The 20,998-nt window shown below is 59.4% G+C and carries 19 protein-coding genes; 8 read left to right on the top strand and 11 right to left on the bottom strand.

Annotation, left to right across the window (positions count from 1 at the left end; all coding sequences use genetic code 11):
- Nucleotides 1-29: 29 nt before the first annotated feature.
- The 4 genes from araG to H8S56_RS02725 all read right to left on the bottom strand — a co-directional run bounded on the left by araG (nucleotide 30) and on the right by H8S56_RS02725 (nucleotide 4,472).
- Nucleotides 30-1,553: an L-arabinose ABC transporter ATP-binding protein AraG gene (araG, locus tag H8S56_RS02710; protein ID WP_187517792.1), complete on the bottom strand. Its 1,524-nt coding sequence runs from the start codon at nucleotides 1,551-1,553 to the stop codon at nucleotides 30-32.
- A 52-nt stretch (nucleotides 1,554-1,605) separates the two neighbouring features.
- The gene (locus H8S56_RS02715; RefSeq protein WP_024687283.1) at nucleotides 1,606-2,619 is read right to left on the bottom strand and encodes a substrate-binding domain-containing protein; all 1,014 of its coding nucleotides are present in this window, start codon (nucleotides 2,617-2,619) and stop codon (nucleotides 1,606-1,608) included.
- A 186-nt stretch (nucleotides 2,620-2,805) separates the two neighbouring features.
- Complete coding sequence (locus tag H8S56_RS02720; RefSeq protein WP_187517793.1) at nucleotides 2,806-3,678, bottom strand: SMP-30/gluconolactonase/LRE family protein; 873 nt, start codon at nucleotides 3,676-3,678, stop codon at nucleotides 2,806-2,808.
- Between the two features lie 74 nt (nucleotides 3,679-3,752).
- The gene (locus H8S56_RS02725; RefSeq protein WP_024687281.1) at nucleotides 3,753-4,472 is read right to left on the bottom strand and encodes a FadR/GntR family transcriptional regulator; all 720 of its coding nucleotides are present in this window, start codon (nucleotides 4,470-4,472) and stop codon (nucleotides 3,753-3,755) included.
- Between the two features lie 222 nt (nucleotides 4,473-4,694).
- Between H8S56_RS02725 and H8S56_RS02730 the strand changes: the two genes are divergently transcribed.
- Both H8S56_RS02730 and H8S56_RS02735 read left to right on the top strand, forming a co-directional pair.
- The gene (locus H8S56_RS02730; protein ID WP_024687280.1) at nucleotides 4,695-5,843 is read left to right on the top strand and encodes an aldose epimerase family protein; all 1,149 of its coding nucleotides are present in this window, start codon (nucleotides 4,695-4,697) and stop codon (nucleotides 5,841-5,843) included.
- A 111-nt stretch (nucleotides 5,844-5,954) separates the two neighbouring features.
- Nucleotides 5,955-6,341, top strand: a complete 387-nt coding sequence (locus H8S56_RS02735; protein WP_187517794.1) for a hypothetical protein — start codon at nucleotides 5,955-5,957, stop codon at nucleotides 6,339-6,341.
- Here H8S56_RS02735 and H8S56_RS02740 read toward each other — a convergent pair.
- Genes H8S56_RS02740 through H8S56_RS24620 form a run of 4 tightly spaced genes read right to left on the bottom strand, consistent with a single transcriptional unit; the run spans nucleotide 6,335 to nucleotide 8,987 of the window.
- Complete coding sequence (locus H8S56_RS02740) at nucleotides 6,335-7,231, bottom strand: metal ABC transporter substrate-binding protein (RefSeq protein WP_187517795.1); 897 nt, start codon at nucleotides 7,229-7,231, stop codon at nucleotides 6,335-6,337. The genes H8S56_RS02735 and H8S56_RS02740 overlap by 7 nt on opposite strands.
- A gap of 12 nt (nucleotides 7,232-7,243) precedes the next feature.
- Complete coding sequence (locus tag H8S56_RS02745) at nucleotides 7,244-8,113, bottom strand: metal ABC transporter permease (protein ID WP_024687277.1); 870 nt, start codon at nucleotides 8,111-8,113, stop codon at nucleotides 7,244-7,246.
- The gene (gene aztA / locus H8S56_RS02750) at nucleotides 8,110-8,859 is read right to left on the bottom strand and encodes a zinc ABC transporter ATP-binding protein AztA (RefSeq protein WP_024687276.1); all 750 of its coding nucleotides are present in this window, start codon (nucleotides 8,857-8,859) and stop codon (nucleotides 8,110-8,112) included. The genes H8S56_RS02745 and aztA overlap by 4 nt, the downstream gene beginning before the upstream one ends.
- Nucleotides 8,856-8,987 carry a hypothetical protein gene (locus H8S56_RS24620; RefSeq protein WP_268744492.1) on the bottom strand — a complete coding sequence of 44 codons (132 nt, stop codon included), beginning with the start codon at nucleotides 8,985-8,987 and terminating at the stop codon, nucleotides 8,856-8,858. Before H8S56_RS24620 ends, aztA begins: the two co-directional genes overlap by 4 nt.
- A 185-nt stretch (nucleotides 8,988-9,172) precedes the next feature.
- Between H8S56_RS24620 and H8S56_RS02755 the strand changes: the two genes are divergently transcribed.
- Complete coding sequence (locus H8S56_RS02755) at nucleotides 9,173-10,393, top strand: putative DNA modification/repair radical SAM protein (RefSeq protein WP_024687275.1); 1,221 nt, start codon at nucleotides 9,173-9,175, stop codon at nucleotides 10,391-10,393.
- Entirely contained in the window at nucleotides 10,390-11,229 is an 840-nt protein-coding gene (locus H8S56_RS02760; RefSeq protein WP_187517796.1) for a TIGR03915 family putative DNA repair protein, read from the top strand. Before H8S56_RS02755 ends, H8S56_RS02760 begins: the two co-directional genes overlap by 4 nt.
- A gap of 423 nt (nucleotides 11,230-11,652) precedes the next feature.
- Here the strand turns inward: H8S56_RS02760 and H8S56_RS02765 are convergent, their stop codons facing one another.
- Nucleotides 11,653-12,495, bottom strand: coding sequence for a PhzF family phenazine biosynthesis protein (locus H8S56_RS02765; RefSeq protein WP_024695154.1), 843 nt, complete (start codon nucleotides 12,493-12,495; stop codon nucleotides 11,653-11,655).
- A gap of 168 nt (nucleotides 12,496-12,663) precedes the next feature.
- Here H8S56_RS02765 and H8S56_RS02770 point away from each other — a divergent pair, with 168 nt between their 5' ends.
- Entirely contained in the window at nucleotides 12,664-13,290 is a 627-nt protein-coding gene (locus H8S56_RS02770; RefSeq protein ID WP_187517797.1) for a LysE family translocator, read from the top strand.
- Nucleotides 13,291-13,314: 24 nt separating this feature from the next.
- Nucleotides 13,315-14,160, top strand: a complete 846-nt coding sequence (locus tag H8S56_RS02775; protein WP_187517798.1) for an NAD-dependent protein deacetylase — start codon at nucleotides 13,315-13,317, stop codon at nucleotides 14,158-14,160.
- 12 nt (nucleotides 14,161-14,172) lie between these two features.
- Here H8S56_RS02775 and H8S56_RS02780 read toward each other — a convergent pair whose 3' ends face one another.
- On the bottom strand, nucleotides 14,173-15,153 hold the full coding sequence (locus H8S56_RS02780; RefSeq protein WP_187517799.1) for an arsenic resistance protein: 981 nt from the start codon (nucleotides 15,151-15,153) through the stop codon (nucleotides 14,173-14,175).
- 76 nt (nucleotides 15,154-15,229) lie between these two features.
- Nucleotides 15,230-17,593 carry a DNA polymerase II gene (locus H8S56_RS02785; RefSeq protein ID WP_024695157.1) on the bottom strand — a complete coding sequence of 788 codons (2,364 nt, stop codon included), beginning with the start codon at nucleotides 17,591-17,593 and terminating at the stop codon, nucleotides 15,230-15,232.
- A gap of 222 nt (nucleotides 17,594-17,815) precedes the next feature.
- On the opposite strand from H8S56_RS02785, the gene H8S56_RS02790 reads away from it, so the two are divergent.
- Nucleotides 17,816-20,401 carry a bifunctional diguanylate cyclase/phosphodiesterase gene (locus H8S56_RS02790; RefSeq protein WP_187517800.1) on the top strand — a complete coding sequence of 862 codons (2,586 nt, stop codon included), beginning with the start codon at nucleotides 17,816-17,818 and terminating at the stop codon, nucleotides 20,399-20,401.
- A 120-nt stretch (nucleotides 20,402-20,521) separates the two neighbouring features.
- A complete protein-coding gene (locus H8S56_RS02795) occupies nucleotides 20,522-20,962 on the top strand; it encodes a CBS domain-containing protein (RefSeq protein ID WP_024685699.1) in 441 nt (146 codons plus the stop codon).
- Nucleotides 20,963-20,998 lie beyond the last annotated feature (36 nt).

Below are 20,998 nucleotides of genomic sequence, written 5' to 3' on the forward strand. Positions count from 1 at the left end.
TTTATTGTTCATGGTCCAGGACCAGTTGTTCAGCCGCGCGTGCGTGGCAGAGCCAGTTGCAGGAGTCGCGACTCTTCAGCCTCGTCGCGGTTGAGTTCACCGGTAATGGCACCTTCGCTCATCACCAGAATGCGGTCGGAAATGCCCATCACCTCCATCAGGTCGCTGGACACCACGATCACGGCAATGCCGTCGGCCACCAGGTTGTGAATGATCTGATAGATCTCGGACTTGGCACCGATGTCGATCCCGCGGGTCGGCTCATCGAGCAACAGCACCTTCATCGGCATCGACAGCCAGCGGCCCAGAATGGCCTTTTGCTGGTTGCCACCTGAGAGGTACATGATCTGCTGGTCAGGCGAAGGCGTTTTGACGTTCATCGCCTGAATCTGGCCCTTCGCGTTGTCGCGCTCCCAGCGTCCCTGAATCAGGCAGCCGAGGCTGACGTGTAGAGGGCGGGCACCGATGTTGATGTTTTCAGCCACACTGGAAAGCGGCACGATGCCTTCCTTTTTGCGATCCTCCGGGCAGAGCAGAATGCCGGCAGCGATGGCGTCACGCGGGGATTTGAGCGTCAGCGGCTTGCCGTCCAGTTGCAGTGAACCGGCTGTGCTGCGGGTCAGCCCGGACAGCAGGCGAAACAGCTCGGTACGACCGGCGCCGACCAGACCGAAGAAGCCCAGCACCTCGCCCTTCTCGACCGCAAAACTGACGGGCTCCTGCAATCCAGGCCCGGTCAGGCCGGTTACCCGAAGACTCGGTCCTTGATGCTGACGTGGACGGTAGTTATAAATGTCCTGGATGTCGCGCCCGACCATGCAAGTCACCAGGCGGTCGTGGTCCAGATCGGCCATCTGTTCGAACGTGCGCACAAAACGCCCATCCTTGAAAACGGTCACCGCATCGCAAACACGGAAGATTTCTTCCATGCGGTGCGACACGTAAAGGATGACCCGACCCTCATCACGCAAGCGCACGATGATCGCCATCAGGCGGTCGATTTCGCGTGCTGAGAGGCTGCTGGTCGGTTCGTCGAATGCAATCACATGGGCACTACGCGACATGGCCTTGGCGATTTCTACCAGTTGCCGCTGACCCAGTGACAAATCACCCAGTCGCGTACCAGGATCGATCTCATCAGCCAGCCCCTTGAGCAATTCGGCCGCCCGCCGCCGCATGGCACCTCGATTGATCAAACCGAAGCGGTTCGGCATATGGCCCAACAGCAGGTTTTCGGCGACGGTCATTTCCGGCACCAGATGCAGTTCCTGGTGAATCACCGCAACGCCGGCCGCGATGCTGTCGGCTGTGGATTTGAACTGGTAAGCCTGATCGCCAATCTGCAGCGAGCCGCTATTGGGCTGATAGGAGCCGCCCAGAATTTTAAGCAACGTGGACTTGCCCGCGCCGTTCTCGCCCATCAGCGCATGAACACTGCCGGGACGCGCTTCGAAGCTGATGTCCGACAGCGCTTTCACGCCGGGGAACACCTTGCCGATGCCGTTGAAGCGCAGGGCACCTGTTGTGGTATTCGTTTTGATAGCCTGTTGCATGACACCCACCTCCTCGCGCGATTGAGGGGCCTGTTTCAGCCCCCCGTTCAGCTCACTTCCACAAACCGATCTTGGTCAGTTCTTCCTGGAAGTTGGCGCGAGTGATCAGCGTCACGTCGTCCATGGCGGTGTACTTGGGCGGCTCTTTACCGTCCTTGATCCAGTCGTACATGTATTTGGCGGTGTTGTAGCCTTCCTTGTCCGGGCTAGGCAGCATCGAACCAAAGAAGCCGCTTTTCTTTTTCTTCAGCTCATCAATCGCGTCAGTGCCGTTGATACCGATACCGATCACGTTGTCCGCGCTGAACCCGTTGCTGGCCGTGGCGCGCACGCCGCCCAGTACGGTGTTGTCGTTCATGCCACCGATGATCAGGTTTTTCGCGTCACCAGGCAGCTTGGGCAGCGCCGAGTTGGTGGCGTCCATACTGCCAGGCACATCAAGGGTTTTCTGAGCGGTGAAGAGGATGTTCTTCTCAGGCAGACCGGCTTTTTTCAACGCATCGACAGAACCATCGGTGCGCTTCTTGCCAGTGTCCAGCTCGTTGTAGGTGTTGATGATTGCGTAGGTACCCTTCCAGCCACCCTCATCCCACTTGCGGTTCTTGGCTTCGGTGGCCATCGCGGCACCCTGCTTCTGGCCGACTTCAAAGGCGGCCATGCCCAGATAAGGCACGTCCTCCATGAATTTGCCACTGGCATCGACGAAGCGATCATCGACGGCCATGACTTTCAGACCCAGTGCCTTGGCCTTGGCCACGATAGCCGGGCCGAGCGAGACATCAGGCGGGCAAATCACGAAACCCTTGGCGCCGTTGGCTGCAAGGTTGTCGATGGCGGCCAGGGTTTTCTCACCGTCCGGCACGGCGATCTTGAGCACGGTGAAGCCGTGGTCCTTGCCTGCTTTCTCGGCAAAGGCCCACTCGGTCTGAAACCAGGGCTCTTCAGCTTGCTTGACCAGAAAGCCGATTTTGATCTCTTCGGCAGCGTAAGTGATACCACTCATGCCCAGGATGGCAGTGGTGACAGCGGCACAGCAGAGGGAACGAATCCCGTGACGACTCAACATAGCTAACTCCTTATTTTTATTGAATAGCTACAGCGTTCAGCAAGGTGGCGGTTTTCGAGTGCAGATGCGCCTGAAAACCGATTCAATAGTCATACCATATTATGAATGACCGCAATGTAACCGAATGTCACGTCAAGCAGGGCACCCTGCCCGACCACACCTGACCTCGCCGCCAGACGTCCGAAATCAACCTGCAAAACGGCTGCATTTCTGACCTTCAATGCCGACCTCGGCCATTAAAACTGCGCCGTCGAACTCACCCTCAGCGTCGGCAGGCATAGCGCTGGTCACGTACAACGTCTTCAGGTCCGGACCACCGAACACGCAACTGGTGGGATGGCTCACCGGCAGGTCGATCTCTTGATCAACACTGCCGTCAGGTGCAAAACGGATCAGACAACCCCCGCCCCAACGCGCATTCCAGACATAACCCTCGGCATCCATCGCCGAGCCATCGGGAGAGCCGCGCGACTGCCCGGCAGCCCAGACCTGACGCGGGCCAAGGGTGCCGTCTGGCAAAATCGGGTACTGATAGATGACTTCATCCAGGGTGTCAGCGCTGTACAGCACGTCTCCCGAGGCATTCCACAACAAGGTGTTGACGATGCCCTGCCCGTCGAGCAGCCGCGTGACGCTCGCATCGGGATCGACACGAAACAGCCCGCCCGAACGGCGAACCAGCGCAACATCGCCGCCCTGAGCATCGATATTGTTCTGCATGCTGCCCAGCCACAGACGGCCCTGCGTATCGCAGCGCGATTCATTGGCGCGGTTGCCGGACACCGGATCCGCGACACAGAACAGCGAGAGGGAAGTTTTGATGGCGTTCAGATCAAGGCGATAGACGCCGCTGGCCAGCGTGACCAGCGCATCGCCCTGCGCGGTCGGTATGAAGGCGGACACCGGCTCGGGCATTCGCCACTGCCGATACTCGCCATTGACGAGCCTGCAGGCCAGGAAGCCTGCGATATCAACCCAGTAAAGGGCCTGCTGTTCGACGTCCCAGAAGGAGCCTTCGCCCAGCTTGAATCGGTGCTCGGAGACGGGCAACCAGTTCATGAAAATGTCCTTTGTTATTGTTGTAAAAGGTACTTTTCAGTGTGATGCAATCATCGCAACAGTATTTCTGGCGTTCACGACGCGCCGTCAGAGGTGCCTTTCTGTCGCGCAAAGTAGGTGTCGATCACCTCCGCCGCCTGCTCAATCAGACTCATGCAGGCCCACACCCCACGGCCCGCATCGCGAGTGGCGATGGCCTCGGCCAACTCCCTGTGCAACGGCAGGGTCTTGCCCAACTGGCCCGGCATACCCGACGTCACTTCGAACGATACAGCCAGTAACGCCCCCAGGGCCGGCAGCATCTGTTCGATGAACCGGTTATGACTGGCCGCCAGCACCGCTTCATGAAAATGCCGATCCGCCAGGTTGTAATCACCCTTGTCCGTCACCGAAGCCTCAAGCAAACGATACGCTTCCCGAATCTCTTGAATCTGTTGTGCCGAAGCCCGTTCGCATGCCCAACGCACTGCCATCGGCTCGATGGTCCTGCGCAGATCCAGCAGATCCTTGACGAACGCTTCAGGTAGCCCCTTGCGCGCCAGCCAACCAACGACCTGCGGGTCGAAAAGGTTCCACGACCGCAACGGCAACACGCGCGTCCCGACTTTGGGTCCGACCTCCAGCAGCCCTTTGGCCACCAACGTCTTTATCGCCTCACGCAGCACCGTGCGGCTGACACCCAGCTCTTCGCACAGCGCGGCTTCCACTTTCAGCGTCTGCCCCGGCAACACATTGCCGGCCGCAATCCAGGCACCCAGCCAGTCCACCGTCGATGCGTGGAAATTACTGCTCATATCCCGATGCCCTGCATGGCGATTCAAGCGATCGAAGGTAATCATCATACCAATGACTGTCAAACTGACTGATGGTCGTCAGCCGGGCAAACGGAACGCCTGCATTACTAAATAGTATTACAATTAATTTTTCAAGCAGCATTTTTTGGGCTATAAATCCTTCCATCGGATAAAAAGCCGATCAAATAGTCTTACCAATAAAAATAAAAGCGGGTAGAACAGATGAAAAAGCATGCTCTTCTCAGCACCCTTGGACTGTCTCTCATGATCAGCACGTTGACCGCGCACGCCGCGACGCTTTCCAGCGAACACAGCAACTTCGGGCAACTGCCTGATGGCACGGCCGTCGAGAAGTACACCCTGCGCAACAGCCACGGCGTTCAAGCCAGCATCATTACCTACGGCGCCACCTTGCAATCGCTGCTGGTCCCGGATAAAGCGGGCAAGGTGGAAGACATCGTGCTGGGCTTCGACGATGTGCAGGGCTACCAGAACAACGGCACGGTGTACTTCGGCGCCACCATCGGTCGGTTCGGCAATCGGCTGGCAGGCGGCAAATTTACGCTGGACGGCAAGACCTATCAGGTGCCGCTCAACGACAAGACCAACGCGCTGCACGGCGGCAATCAGGGTTTCGACAAACGACTCTGGAAAGCTGAGGAGGCGAAGACCGGTGAGTCGGTCGGCGTGAAACTGACCTATGTCTCCCCGGACGGCGAGATGGGCTTTCCCGGCACGCTGACCACCGAAGTCACCTACAGCCTTAACGAGAAAAACGAGCTGAAGATCGACTACCGTGCAACCACGGATAAACCCACTGTGCTGAACCTGACCAACCACAGCTACTTCAATCTGGCGGGCGCAGGCAGCGGCGATATTCTCAAGCAGGTCGCCACGTTGCACGCCTCGCACTACACGCCGGTCAACGACAAGCTGATCCCGACTGGCGAACTGCCTGCCGTCAAGGGCACGCCCATGGACTTCCTCAAGCCCACTGCCTTTGGTCGGCACATCAAGGAAGACAATCAGCAACTCAAGTACGCCGAACCCAAGCAAGGCGGCTTTGACTTCAACTGGGTCCTCGACACCAAGGGTGACGTGAAGAAGCTGGCCGCTGAAGTCACCGATCCACAGTCGGGCCGCACACTGCAATTGTTCACCACCGAACCCGGCGTACAGCTCTACACCGGCAACTTCCTGGATGGCAGCATTCATGGCAAGGGTGGCAAGGTGTACCCGCACTGGGGCGCGTTCACACTGGAAACCCAGCACTACCCGGACGCGCCTAATCAGCCGAAATTCCCGAGCACTCGACTCGATCCAGGCAAGGCCTACACCCAGACCACCGTCTTCAAATTCGTCAACAACTGAGGCAGCCGGTCGCGCAGCCCTTGTCTATCAAGGGTTGCGCGTTATGATCTGTGGGTCGCGCAGTAAAGGAGTACGACATTCCCCCACCCTCCCAACATAGAGGATGACGACATGTCTGCTCGGATTGACCCTTTTCGCTTACCCGCCCTTCCCCACTATTTGTCTGGCCTGGTGTTCGCCGACCGGGCGACACTGCAACAGCCTCTGCCGCTCTACACCCTCGTCGGACATTACAACGCCGTGCTTGAATGGTTGTCGCTCGACGACTGTATAGACACGGGCAAAAGCGGAGGCATTACGACTGAAGGGTTCAACGCGTTCTGGATGATTGCGCTTGCAGGCGACGTACAGGACGACATCGCGCGTAACACAGCGCCTGACGACGCAAGGGTAAACGGTCGCGGACAGGTTGCAGATTACCTGAACGCGAGCGAGGCGTATGGCGACTGGGTTTCATCGACCCGCTACACCCCGCTCAGGATTGACGGTGATTATTGATGGTTCTTCATCGCGGCCACCAGGGTGTCCACGTTGTAGCGAAACATCTGCGCGTAGGTCGCAGCCGGGCCGTCGGATGGCGACAAAGCCTCGACGTACAATTCACCACCAGGCTGGGCACCACTGGCTTCGGCAATCTGCTTGACCAGACGCGGGTCACCCGAGTTCTCGAAGAAGTAGGCGCTGACATGCTCGGCCTTGATCTGACGAATCAGTTTCGAAACGTCTGCCGCCGAGGCTTCCGACTCAGTGGAAAAACCAAGCGGCGACAGGAAAGTTACGCCGTAGGCATCGCCGAAATAGCCGAACGCATCATGCGAGGTGAGGATCTTGCGGTTGGCCTTTGGAATCGCCTTGATCTGGTCGCGAGCGTACTGATCCAGCGTCTGCAACTGAGCGATGTAGCGGTCACCGTTGGTCTGGTAAACACTTGCGCCGTCAGGGTCGGCCTTCTTGAGCGCGGTCACGATATTACGCACGTAGATCACGCCATTGGCGGCGCTGTTCCACGCATGGGGATCGGTAATACGCTTGCCATCCTCGTCCATGCTGCGGGTCTTGATGCCATTGGACAGCACCACCGGCTGGCCTTTGTAGCCCGATGCCTTGATAAGGCGGTCCATCCAGCCTTCCAGATGCAGGCCGCTGACGAAGGTGAGGTCTGCGTTCCTCAGCGCCTGTGCATCAGTCGGCGTGGGCTCGTAGACGTGCGGATCGCCGTTGGGGCCAATCAGCGATTTGACATGCACCCGATCCCCGCCCACGGTGCTGACCATGTCGGCGATCACGGTAAAGGACGCGACCGCTTCAAGCGGCTTGGCCTGGGCGATGGATGCAAAGGCCGACAACGCCAGCGCAGCCATTGAACTCAATAACATCAATCGTTTCATGACATACCTTTTTCAGTGAGCCAGGTGAGGTTTGGGAAACAGTCGGCGCAGGATGCCCGTACGCCCGAACAGCAGGGAAAACACGTAGAACGCACTGGCGGTCAGAACAATGGCTGGCCCCGAGGCGACGCCGAAGTGGTAGGACACGATCAAGCCGATCAGGCCCGCCAGGGTGGCCAGCAGGGTCGAGATCAGCATCAGCGCGCTCAATGAACTGGCCCAGAAACGCGCCGCCGTCGCTGGCAGCATCATCATGCCGACGGCCATCAAGGTGCCCAGCGCCTGAAAACCCGCCACCAGGTTCAACACCACCAGCAACAGAAAAAGCACGTGATAAAGCGAGCCGCGTCCACCGACGGCACGCAGAAAACCCGGATCGAAGCATTCGAGCACCAGCGGCCGATAGATCACAGCCAGCAGTATCAAGGTGAACGAAGCGATACCGCCGACCATATAGATAGAGGCGCTGTCGATGGCCAGGATGGTGCCAAACAGCACGTGCAGCAGGTCGACGCTTGAGCCATGCAGCGAAACGATCAACACGCCGGCCGCCAGGGAGGTCAGGTAGAAGCTGGCAAAACTGGCGTCTTCGCGCAGAGCCGTGAGTCGGCTGACCAGACCAGACAGCAAAGCCACCGCCAGCCCCGCGATCAGACCGCCAAAGCCCATGGCAGGCAGTGAAAGGCCCGCCACCATGAAACCGACAGCGGCGCCCGGCAGCACTGCGTGGCTCATGGCATCACCCACCAGGCTCATGCGCCGCAGCATCAGCAACACGCCGACCGGACCGGAGCCAATGCCCAGCGCAAGACAGGCCACCAGCGCGCGGCGCATGAAGCCAAATTCGACGAAGGGCTCAATGATGAGGGTGTAGAGCATCATGACCGCTCCTCCCCGGCGTCGCACATTGATTCATCGACGCTCCAGTACTCCGCCATGTTGCGCGCCTTGCGCAGGTTGGCGACGCTCAGCACCTCGCAGGTCTCGCCCCAGGCGATGGCTTCGCGGGCCATCAACAAGGTCTGCGGAAAATGCTGACGCACCTGATCAATGTCATGAAGTACCGCGATCACGGTCCGCCCCTGGCCGTGCCAGACACGCACCAGCTCCAGCAGATCGCGGGTGGTGCGCGCATCGATGGCGGTGAACGGCTCGTCGAGCAGAATCACCGACGCATCCTGAAGCAGCAGCCGCGCAAACAGCACCCGCTGGAACTGCCCGGACGACAACGAGCCGATGCTGCGCGCTTCGAAACCTTCCAGCCCGACCGTCAGCAGCGCCTGCCGAGTGAGGTCGGCATGCTTGCGCGTCAGACTGCGAAACGGCCCGATGCTGTGCCAGGCACCCATAGCCACCGTGTCGGCAACGCTAAGCGGAAAACTACGGTCGATTTCGGCGGCTTGGGGCAGATAGCCAATGGTACGGGTCGCCAGACGCCCACGATCAACACGGCCCTGCGCAGGTTTCATGGTCCCGGCAATGGCCTTGATCAAAGTGGATTTGCCTGCACCATTGGGGCCGACAATGGCGGTCAGACTCCCGGCTTCGAACCGCCCGCTGATGTGATGCACGGCAGGACGGCGCTCATAGGCGACCGTGAGGTTTTCCAGCGCAATGGTGGCGCTCACGGAATGTCCACCGACCAGGCGATGGCCAGCCACAGCAAGGCGAGCACGAACAGGCAGAACACGATCCGTTTCCAGGCTGACTGGGCCAGAACCGAGCGTGCGATTGAAGGAGGCTGGGATGTCTTCACAAAAAATCAACCTGAAACTATTCGTTACAGTATTACATAGCCCTCGACGCAATCGTTATAAAATAACATTTACATTTGCCATCATGGGTCAGATTCAGATCGACCTTCGGTCTGCTTGCTGTCCAGTGACTTGAGAGTTGACCTGCAACCCGATACTGTACATGCAAACAGTAAAGAGGTATTCCATGCAGCTCATCGACAAGCTCAGCATTCTGGCGGACGCCGCCAAGTACGATGCGTCATGCGCGAGCAGCGGAGCACCCAAACGCAGTTCGCAGGATAAATCCGGCCTCGGCTCCACCAATGGCATGGGTATTTGCCACAGCTACACGCCTGACGGGCGTTGTGTTTCGCTGCTGAAGATTCTGCTCACCAACTTCTGCCTGTACGACTGCCAATACTGCGTCAATCGCCGCTCCAGTGATGTGCCCCGCGCCCGCTTCACCCCTGAGGAAGTGGTCACCCTGACGCTGGACTTCTATCGCCGCAATTGCGTCAGTGGGCTGTTCCTCAGCTCCGGCATCATTCGTTCGGCGGACTACACCATGGAACAACTGGTCGAGGTCGCCCGCCTGCTGCGCGAAGTTCACGAATTCAGGGGTTACATCCACCTCAAGACCATTCCCGACGCCGATCCCGCACTGATCGCCCAGGCCGGTCGCTACGCCGATCGTCTGAGCGTGAATATCGAGCTGCCGACCGACCTGAGCCTGCAGACGCTCGCACCGGAAAAGGACGTCGCCTCGATCAAGCGTTCCATGCAGACGATCTATACCGGCGAGCAGACCGTGCGTAACGAACCGCGCGCGCCGAAGTTCGCACCTGCCGGGCAGAGCACGCAGATGATCGTGGGTGCCGATGCGACGGACGACAGCACCATCCTGCACAGTGCCCAATCGCTGTACAGCAACTTCAAACTGCGCCGGGTCTATTACTCGGCGTTCAGCCCGATTCCCAACAGCCCGAACAGTGTGCCGTTGGCCGCTCCGCCGTTGATGCGTGAGCACCGGTTGTATCAGGCGGACTTTCTGCTGCGCGGCTATGGTTTTACAGCGGGCGAATTGCTTAATGGCCCGGGTGATCTGGCGCTGGATATAGACCCGAAACTGGCCTGGGCGCTGGGCAACCGACAAGTGTTCCCGCTGGATCTCAACAACGCCGACCCGGCGCTGATCGCACGCGTACCCGGTATTGGCATTCGCACGACACAGCGACTCGTGGAGCTGCGTCGGCAACGGCGCATCCGCTATGAAGACCTGACCCGCATGCGCTGTGTGCTGGCCAAGGCCAAGCCATTCATCATCACCAGTGACTACCACCCGCCTCAGGCAGAGACCACCAGCGAGCTCCTGCATCATCAGTTGCGTGATCGGCCGCAGCCCCAGCAGATGGGGTTGTGGGGATGATCTGCCTGGATTGCGATGACCTGTTCGACACCTGGCGGCAGCAGGCGCGATGGCTGTTGAGTCATGGAATAGACCCCAGCCGTGTCAGCTGGAAGTCGCCCGATGCCGCGGACCTGTTTGGCAGCGACGAAGAGTGTCCGAGCCAGCAAGGCCCTTTTCAGGCGCGCGTTCCGCTTGAGCTGCTGCACCTGCTGGAAAGCGCCTCACGCTATCGTGGCGAACAACGCTGGAGCCTGCTGTATGAGGTTTTATGGCGCGTCAGTCACGGCGACCGCACGGCAATGATGGCGGGCGACAAGCTGGGCAGTGAATTGCATCGGCGACTCAAGTCCATCAGCCGAGAAGCACATCACCTGCATGCCTTTCTGCGCTTCGTGGCGCTGCCTGCGCCTGAGCAGGAGGATCAACTGATGCGACCGGAGTACGTGGCCTGGCATGAACCGGCACACGACATCCTGCACAGCGCCAGTGAACACTTCATTGGCCGCATGGGTCAGCACCGCTGGATGATCGCAACACCGCAGGACGGGGTTTACTACGATGGCAAACAACTGATTCACGAGCGCCGCTGCCCTGAAGCCTGGAAGACGATGGCGCGACAGGTCGATGACCCGCATGGCGAACTGTGGCTGACCTATTACAGCCACATCTTCAACCCGGCAAGGCTCAATCCCAAGGTCATGGAGGGTCACTTTCCCTCACGTTTCTGGAAGAATCTGCCAGAGGGTCCTCTGATTCCGGCGCTGATCACCCAGGCCCGAACCGGCAAACAGCGCGACGGTCAGGCCAACGACATTGCCGCCCGACGCGGCAAGAAGATTGCACATCGGGATTGAACACCAGTCGTGGGAGCGGACCGGGCGGCGCTCGGTTTGCCCGCGAAGGGGTTGGTACATTCAGTCGAAATATTGCGCCTGAAAGTCAGTCTTCGTGGACAAGTCCACTCTCACGGATTGAAAACCGGTTTCAGTCAGTGGGACTTGTCCGCGAAGGGGTTGGTACATTCAGTCGAAATTTTGCGCCTGAAAGTCAGTCTTCGTGGACAAGTCCACTCCCACGGATTGAAAACCGGTTTCAGTCAGTGGGCCTTGTCCGCGAAGGGGCCAGCTCACCCAGTTTCATCAATGGGTTAGACGCCGTTCGAGACCTCGTGGGAGCGGACTTGTCCGCAAATACCGTCTTCCAGTCCCTGAATATTTGTCGGATGTACCTGCCTCTTCACGAACACCCGCACCGATACCTGCCGGTTCAAGGTTTTTTCAAATCGAAACCCGCCCGTCAATGCACGTCACCGTTGCGCCGCCTACCCACACGTCGCCACCTACGCGTTTGACGTGCACCCGCCCCTTACGGCCAATCGCAGCACCCTGACTGGCGACATAACTGTCCGCCGCAAGCCCGTCCTCCAGTACCCAAAGCGCAATACCGGCGTTGAGGCTGCCCGTCACCGGATCTTCGGCCATACCGTCTCCAGGCACGAAGGCGCGCACTTCAAACTGGGCTTCGTCACCCTCCGTTGCCGGATTCCAGGGAGCGAACGCCCCGATCTTCAGCCCTTCAAGCTTTACATTATCCGGCTGTAACCCAAGCACATCGGCACGACTGGCCAACCTGACTACCAGCCAACCCGGACCGTTATCGGCCCAGCGCGCCTCCAGGATCGCGCCTTTATCAAGGCCGAAGCCATCACGGACGCGTTCGACCAGATCGGTTTCCACAGGGCCGGAACGCAACAATGGCGGTGCGGTAAATGCCAATTGCTGGCCGTCGCGACGGATCCTGATCAGGCCGACGCCACACTCTTGAACGATTTCTTCGCCTTGAGCAACACCCCCGTTCTCCAGCCACGCATGGCAACTGCCCAAGGTCGGATGGCCTGCGAATGGCAGCTCATCGAGCGTGGTAAAGATGCGCACGCGATAATCGGCGCGTGGATCGGTGGGTTTGAGCACAAACGTGGTTTCGCTCAGGTTCGTCCAGCGAGCGAAGGCTGCCATCTGCTCGTCACTCAAACCGTCCGCACCGAGCACCACGGCCAACGGGTTGCCGAGCAGCGGTTGATCACTGAAAACGTCAACCTGCTTGAAAATGAACGACGGCATGCGTGTAGATTCCTTTCCGAGAGTGAGCCGCAGAGGTTGCCACGCAGGTCCGGCCGGAGCAATCAGGTGTTACGCATTAATGCACACCAGCTGTACCGCAGCGTCGGCGAGCTTCTCCGTTAACGTTGACTCAAGGAAGTCACCTCAAGCCGATCAAGGAACCCTGGGATGCCGGATCTCCAAACCATCACCGTTTTCAGCGCAGCGATCATCCTGTTGCTGCTTTCTCCCGGGCCGAACATGGCGTTTGCGCTGAGCCACGCCATGGCCTATGGCTGGCGTGGAGCCCTGGCCGTGGCGCTGGGCATTGCGTTGGCGGACAGCGTGCTAACGCTGCTCACCGCCACCGGGGTTTCAGGGCTGGTGGCGGCCTGGCCGCCCTCGTTCGACATCATTCGTTACTGCGGTGCCGCCTACCTGCTGTGGATGGCCTACAAGACGCTGCGAAACGGCAGACTGACCCAAGGCACGGCCAGACAGGACGTTTCGATGAAGGTCGTGTTCTGGCACGCCACGCTCAATAGCCTGCTCAACCCCAAGGCGCTGCTGTTCTTCATCGTGTTCCTGCCACAGTTCGTCAAACCGGAGGCAGGCTCAATCGCGCAGCAATTGCTGATTCTCGGCGTCTGGCTGACCTTCCTGGCACTGATCTTTCATGTGCTGCTGGGGGTGTTTGCGCATTCGTTTGGCCGGCTTTTCTCTGCCAATCGGCGCTTCCCGAAGCTGCAGTCCGGTTTGCTGGCTGGCGTGCTGACCTTGCTGGCCGTGCGTTTGATGGTAATGTCCCGCCCATGATCTGCCGACCATCCGAGGTTTGAAATGCTGGACTGCCCTGCCCGCGAACAGCTCGATGTCCTTGCACGACACATGGCCGAGCGGCCGTTTCTGGTGATCACAGGGGCAGGCATCAGCACTGCGTCCGGCATTCCCGACTACCGGGACAAGGAAGGCGTGCGGCGCGGCAAGCAGCCGATGATGTATCAGGAATTCGTCAATAACCCGGCAGCGCGCCAACGCTATTGGGCGCGCGCCATGCTGGGCTGGCCGAGAATTCGTGCGGCGCAGCCCAATGCTGCGCACCTGGCATTGGCCCACCTGCAAAACGATGATGCCATCACTGGCCTGATCACCCAGAACGTCGACGCGCTGCACAGTCAGGCGGGTAGCCATGACGTCATCGAGTTGCACGGCAGCCTGCATCGCGTGCTGTGCCTGGATTGCCAGCAACGTCATGATCGGGCTGCCATTCAAGAACTGATGCTGGAACACAATCCCTACCTGCTCGGCGTGCATGCCATTCAGGCCCCCGACGGCGACACACTGCTGGACCCTGCCTTCGAGGCCGGCTTCAAAGTACCAGGTTGCCCGCACTGCGAGGGCAACCGCCTAAAGCCCGACGTGGTGTTCTTCGGCGAGAACGTCGCTGCGCCGACCGCCGCAAAAGCCATGCTCAACGCCGAACAGGCCGAGGGCTTGCTGGTGGTAGGCACCTCGCTGATGGCCTGGTCAGCCTTCCGTTTGTGCAAGGCCATGGCCGAACAGGGTAAACCGGTCATTGCCATCAACCACGGCAAGACCAGCGCCGACGAGCTGCTGGACATGAAAATCGAAGCGTCGTGCGAGCAATGGCTGCCACGACTGGCTGAGCAACTGACGCCGCGTTGATCACATCACCCGCTACTGCGTCGCCTCGCGCTGCTTCTTGTCACGGATCAACGCCGCAATTACGCGAATGTAGATCAGCTCACCAACCAGTTCGATCAGCGTCTGGGTGATGACGGCCGCGGCCGCCAGTTGCCTGATCCCTTCGGGCAAGGCCAGCGCCAGCGGCAAGACCACCAAAGAGTTGCGCGTCGAAGTGCTGAACGCCACCGATCTGGCAGCGGCCGCAGGCAGCCTGAAGCCCCTGGCGACCAGCGCGCCTGTCAGCGGCGCAAGCACCATGAAAGCCAGGTAGACAGGGATGACCGGCAGCAACTGATCCAGTCCGCTCACCACCGCCGTGATCTGCGAACCGATCACCACGACCAGCACACCGGCCATCGCCGGGACAGGCATCCACGCCCAAACGTTGTTCCAACGCGCCACAACCGGGAAGCGCTTGACCCCGGCGGCTGTGAGCACCGCAAGCACCAGGGGCACAGCGATCAGCACCACGAACGCCTCGACAAAGGGACTGATGGAAATCGCCACTGATGACTCACTGCCCAGCATCAACGCCAGATACAGCGGCAGCAACAACAATTGCAGCAGAAGCAGTAAGGGCGTGGCCGCCAGGGTCAATCTGGAATCGCCCTTGCCAAGGTGAGTGAAGACCACGACATAGTCGATACAAGGTGTGAGCAGCACCAGCAAGGCCCCCACTAAAATCGCCGGGTAGTCGCTCAGCCCTCGGGTCAATAACCAGACCAGTACGGGTATCACGATGAAGTTGGCGATCAGCAGCGCGAGCAGGAAGCGTCTGTTGCCAAGCCCCTGTCGCAAATCCAGGAACGGGATCTGCAGAAACATGGCGTACATGAGTACGGCAATCGCAGGCGTGACCAGCACACCCAATGCCTGCCCGGCGACAGGCGCGAAAAGGCCGCCGACAACGGCTGCGAGCACGGCCATGAAATAGATCGCAATCTGCTGCCGTTCGAGTTGCTCTCTGCTCACACTCAATCCTTACAAGCGTTATGTGATGAAAAGCGCGCAGGACAGTGCCTGCCTGCATGAAAATAACGAAAATGGGCTAGAACAGCCCAAGCTGCCCGCCGATCAAGGTGCCGAAATCGTCATCCACGAACGGCAGGATTGCATCGGCCAGCGGCTGAAGCTGGCGGCTCACGTAATGGTCGTAGTCGATGGGCGCGGTGCGAATTTCAAGGGGTTCAGGCCCGGCCAGGGTCATCACATAGCTGATCCAGCCGCCGCTCTGGTACTGACGCGGGCGACCCTGCAGGTCGTTGTAATCATCGGCAAGCCGCGCGGCGCGTACGTGGGGCGGCACGTTGCGCTGGTAGTCGTCCAGCTTGCGGCGCAGACGTTTGCGATAGATCAACAGGTCATCCAGCTCGCCCGCCAGTGTGCGCCGCACATAGTCGCGCACATAATCCTGATAGGGCTGACGCTTGAAAATCCGCAGGTACAGCTCCTGCTGAAATTGCTGGGCCAGGGGCGACCAGTCGGTACGAACGGTTTCCAGCCCCTTGTAGACCATTTCTTCGCTGCCGTCAGCGCGGGTGACCAGCCCGGCGTAACGTTTTTTGCTGCCCTCCTCTGCACCGCGAACGGTGGGCATCAGAAAGCGTTTGAAGTGGGTCTCGTATTGCAGCTCAAGGGCACTGTCCAGGCCATAGGTTTTCTGCAAATGCTCGCGCCACCAGTCGTTGACCTGCCGGACCAGCGCCTTGCCGATGCCCGCCGCCTCTTCCTGGCCATGCGGTCGGCCGAGCCAGACGAAGGTCGAGTCAGTGTCGCCATAAATCACGGTGTAGCCCTGCGCCTCGATCAGCTCGCGGGTCTTGAGCATGATTTCATGCCCGCGCAGGGTAATGGACGAAGCCAGCCGCGGATCGAAAAACCGACAGCCACTGGAACCCAATACGCCATAGAACGCGTTCATGATGATTTTCAATGCCTGGGACAGCGGCGCATTCTGTTCACGCTTGGCTGTTTCCCGACCCTGCCAGACGCGCTCCACGATCGCAGGCAGGCTATGCCGGGTTCGGGAAAAACGTGCGCCGCGAAAACCTGGCACCGAGGTGCTGTCATCCGGGTGACGCAGGCCTTCGACAAGCCCGACCGGGTCGATGAGAAAGGTGCGGATGATCGATGGGTAGAGGCTCTTGTAATCCAGCACCAGCACCGACTCGTAAAGGCCCGGCTGCGAGTCCATGACAAAACCGCCGGGACTGGCTTCGGGCAGGCGCTCGCCCAGATTGGGCGCGACAAAACCCTGGCGATGCATCAGCGGAATGTACAAATGGCAGAACGCAGCCACTGAGCCGCCACTGCGATCGGCGGGCAGCCCGGTGACGGTGGCGCGTTCGAGCAGGAACGTCAGCAGTTGAGTCTTGGCGAAGATCCGCGTGACCAGCTCGCAGTCCTTGATGTTGTAACGCGCCAGCGCCGGTTTGTCCTCGGCGAACATGCGGTTGATTTCATCCATGCGCTGATACGGCGTACTGATAGCCTTGCCTTCCCCCAGCAGGGTCTGCGCGACGTTCTCCAGACTGAACGACGAAAAGCTCCAGGTCGCCGAACGCAACGCTTCGATCCCGTCAATGACCAGCCGTCCGCTGATGTCGGCAAAAAAATGATTATTGCGGCTGCCATGCTCGCGCCAGCCCATGGTCTCGCCACCACGCCCCAGTTTGAGCGCAATGTTCAAGCGTTGGGCATGCTCGTGCAGCACCCGCAGGTCGAACTGCACCACGTTCCAGCCAATGATCGCGTCGGGGTCGTGAAATGCCAGCCATTCGTTCAACCGCTCCAGCAGCTGCGCGCGGGTTTCACAGTAGTCGAGCTGAAAGTCCAAGGCCTCGTCGCCACCGTTGGCAGGACCCAACATGTACACCTGACGCTGACCACAGCCTTCAAGCGCAATCGAATACAGCTCGCCGCGCGCCGTGGTTTCGATGTCCAGCGAGACCAGTTTCAACCGGGGACGATACGCCACAGCGGGCCTGATCTGCGCATCGCACAGCACACCTTCGGCGTTCGCTGTGCCGCTGAACTGCACAGGCGCAGTGATGAAGCGCTCCATCAGGTAGCGTTCGGGCGGGCGAATGTCGGCTTCATAGACATCCACGTTGCCCTTGCGCAGCAGCTTTTCGATGTTCATCAATTGCCGATGCTGCTGGCAGTAGACCCCCAACACCGGACGATGGCGAAAATCGCTCAATTGCAGCGGTCGCAACTCCACCCCGCGCTCGGCCCTTAGTAATAACCGGGCGCGCTCCTGCTGTTCGGCGGGAATGAACGCAACGGAGGGCTGGCACGGCAGGCGGATGTGGCGCGGGCCGTCATCGGTCGCCAGCCAGAAGTCGACTTCAGTCCCGGCGGGCGTGTCTTGCCAGTGCCTGCTCAGAATGAAGCCCTGCTGTAAATCCAACGGTACAACCTCAATCAGACGATTAAGCGCCTGATTCTACGTGGCTATAACTGCACGTGCGCGCATGACCGTCGGTTCAAGAAGCATTTGTCTGCGCCGATAACCCGGTACACGTATGTGGCCATGGACTGCACATCTGAGTGGACGCACCCGCAGCGGGTAAGCGAAGCCTTTCTGCTCGCAACCTGTCGTATGGACGCTAGTGCCCCTGGAATAGCAGTCATGAAATCGCTCGATATGCTCGCCCCCCTGCCAGGTACCGTTCGTGGCAACACGTTTCTGGCCCGCCGCACCCTTTTGACCATGGCCGGCCTGCTGGGCGCGCTATCGTCTGTCATGATCGCTTCGCTGTTCTATATCGCTTGGCAGTTGAATCAAAGCGCAGCGCAGCAGAGCGAGCGGCTGGTCGAAAAAATCTGGCAATCACGGGAAAAGGCACTGGTAGCGACCTTCAAGGACAACGCTTTCTGGGGCGACGCCTATAAGCATCTGCACATCAAGGTCGACCAGGAGTGGGCGTATACGCGCAACAACCTTGGCGCCTCGCTGTACACCGACTTCGGGTTCGAAGGGGTGTTTGTCATCGATGGGCAGAATCAGACCTCTTACGCCGTGGACAAAGGCGAGCTGGCTACGCTGCAACTGACAGACTGGCTGGACGGCGGTCAGGATCAACTCGTGACCCACGCCCGTGAGCGCGCCGACGACGATGAAATCTTTACGCAGATGCGCAGGGTCAACCATGTTCCGGTACTGCTGATCGCTGCGCCACTCACCACCGGAGGTGATGATCAGGTACAACAGACCGACTCCGCTCAATCGCTGCTGGTACTGGCCTACACACTGACACCAGAGAAACTGGGAGCCATGGGGCGGCTCTACGGCGTGCATGGTCTGCGCGAAGCGTCCGATGCCCAGGATGCCAAACGCTTTCCATCGCTGGAAATCGCCCCTGGCCTTCTGTTGCGCTGGGACCCGGAACGGCCGGGCATGAAGCTGGTGAGGGGGTTGCTGCCGGTTCTGATCCTGTTTCTGATAACCCTGGCCTTCGTCGCCAGACGTGTTTCCAGAAAAACCATCAGGACCGCCGAACTGATGGATCGACAGTTCGAACTCATCAACCAGAGCCGGGCTGCGCTGCTCAGCAGTGAAGAGCGTTTTCGCAACGTGGCCGAAAGTGCCTCGGACTGGGTCTGGGAAACCGATGCGGACCTGCGCATCACTTACCTTTCAGAGCGTTTCACCCGCGTGACCGGTCACGCATCGCTGCCCTGGAGAGGCCGTCATCTCACTCAACTGCTGACCAGTCCAACCCAGTCTCTGGAGGACTGGGTTCGCACTGACCGCCCTTCAGATGAGCGCGCCGTGCTGCGTTGCACGCACTATTCGGTCCAGGGTTCAGTACGAACCAGCAATATTGCCGTCAGGCCCATCGTGCTTGATTCGCGCATCGTCGGGTATCTGGGTATTGCCTCGGACATTACTCAGGAAGTGGAAAACCAGACACGGCTGTTTCACCTGTCTCAGCACGACGCGTTGACCGGCCTGCCCAATCGTACCCAGATGCAGGCTTTCCTGAATCGCACGTTTGAACGCCGTCATGAGCCAGGTTTTGCTGTCACCATGCTGAATCTGGACCTGGACAGCTTCAAGCCCATAAACGACATCTTTGGTCATAGCGTGGGTGACGGTGTGCTTCGGGAAGTCGCTGAGCGGCTATCACGCTGCCTGCCAGCGGGCGGGCTGCTGGCCCGGCAAGGAGGTGACGAGTTCCTGATGGTGGCGACAAGCCGTGCGACGATTGAGGACATCGAGCGCCTGTGCGAGCGTTTGATCGCCCTCATCGGCCGGCCTTTCACGCTCAATAACCAGGAAGTGTCGATCGGCCTGAGTATCGGTATCGCGCTGTCCCCTCAGCACGCAGAGGATAGCCAGAATCTGATACGGTTTTCTGATCTGGCGCTTTATCAGGCGAAAAAAGAAGGCCGTAACACGTGGCGCTTTTACGAAGAGATTATGAGCACGCGCATCACACGACTGCGCGAGATGGAAAAGAACCTGCGTGTGGCCATCAAAAACGATGAGTTCAGTTTGCGCTACCAGCCACGTTACACCATCGGCAACGGCAGGATATCCGGTGCCGAAGCACTGATCCGCTGGGAGCATCCCACGCTTGGGTTGTGCATGCCCGATCAGTTCATTGGCCTGGCCGAGGACAACGGGCTGATTGTGGCGCTGAGCGACTGGGTGCTGCATCGGGCCTGCAGCGATGCGGCGCGCTGGGACGATACATTGCGCGTGTCGGTGAACATCTCTGCCGTGGAATTCCGTACGCCGGGCCTGGTGGAGCGCGTGCGCCAGGTATTGATCAGGACCGGCCTGCCCAGTCATCGGCTGGAACTCGAAGTGACGGAGCGGGTGATGATTCATGACGCACACGCTGCCCTGAAGCTGATCAATCAACTCAAGGCGCTGGGCGTGAGGCTGTCGATGGATGACTTCGGTACCGGTTACTCGTCGCTGAGCTACCTGAAGATGTTCCCGTTCGATGCACTGAAGATTGATCGCAGCTTTATCAACGAGATCGACACCAACACCCAGAGCCTCTCGATCGTCCAGGCCATCATTCAACTGGGACGCAGCCTGTCGATGACCATCACCGCGGAAGGCGTCGAAACCGAGCAACAACTCGCCTGCCTGCAGTCACTGGCCTGCGACGAGGCTCAGGGGTATCACCTGAACAGGCCCATGCCCTTGCCGTCATTCCTGGAGGCCGTTGAGGCTCAGACTGGCCAGTCGCAAAGCTGACTGTCGGGTTTTCAACCGCTTGTAGTCGCTTTGCGACTTGCCGGATTGCACCGACTGCACGATTCTGTAACAGACAGTACTGTGCCCAGACACTGAGTCATCCTCATCCCGGAGAGCGCCATGAAGACCGTCGCCCAGTTGTTGAAATTAAAAGCCGAGCAGAACCAGAAAGTGCACACCATCGCTCCGGATCAAATGGTGCTCGATGCGCTCAGGCTGATGGCCGAGAAGAACATCGGGGCCCTGCCGGTGGTCGAGAATGGTGTGGTGGTCGGCGTGGTCAGCGAACGCGACTATGCACGCAAAATGATTCTCAAGGGTCGCTCCTCGGTCGGCACGCCGGTCAGCGCGATCATGAGCAGCAAAGTAATCACCGTCGATCCGCAGCAGAGTGTCGAGGGTTGCATGGGCATCATGACCGACGGCCATCTGCGCCACCTGCCGGTGGTGGAAAACGGTGAACTGCTGGGCCTGCTCTCCATCGGCGACCTGGTCAAGGAAGCCATTGATGAACAGGCCAGTCTGATTCAACAGCTTGAGCAGTACATACGCGGCGAGTAACCGCATCGTTTGTTATTCAGTGCAGGCGTGCTTGCC

Source organism: Pseudomonas triticifolii (assembly GCF_014358015.1).
GTDB lineage: Bacteria > Pseudomonadota > Gammaproteobacteria > Pseudomonadales > Pseudomonadaceae > Aquipseudomonas > Aquipseudomonas triticifolii.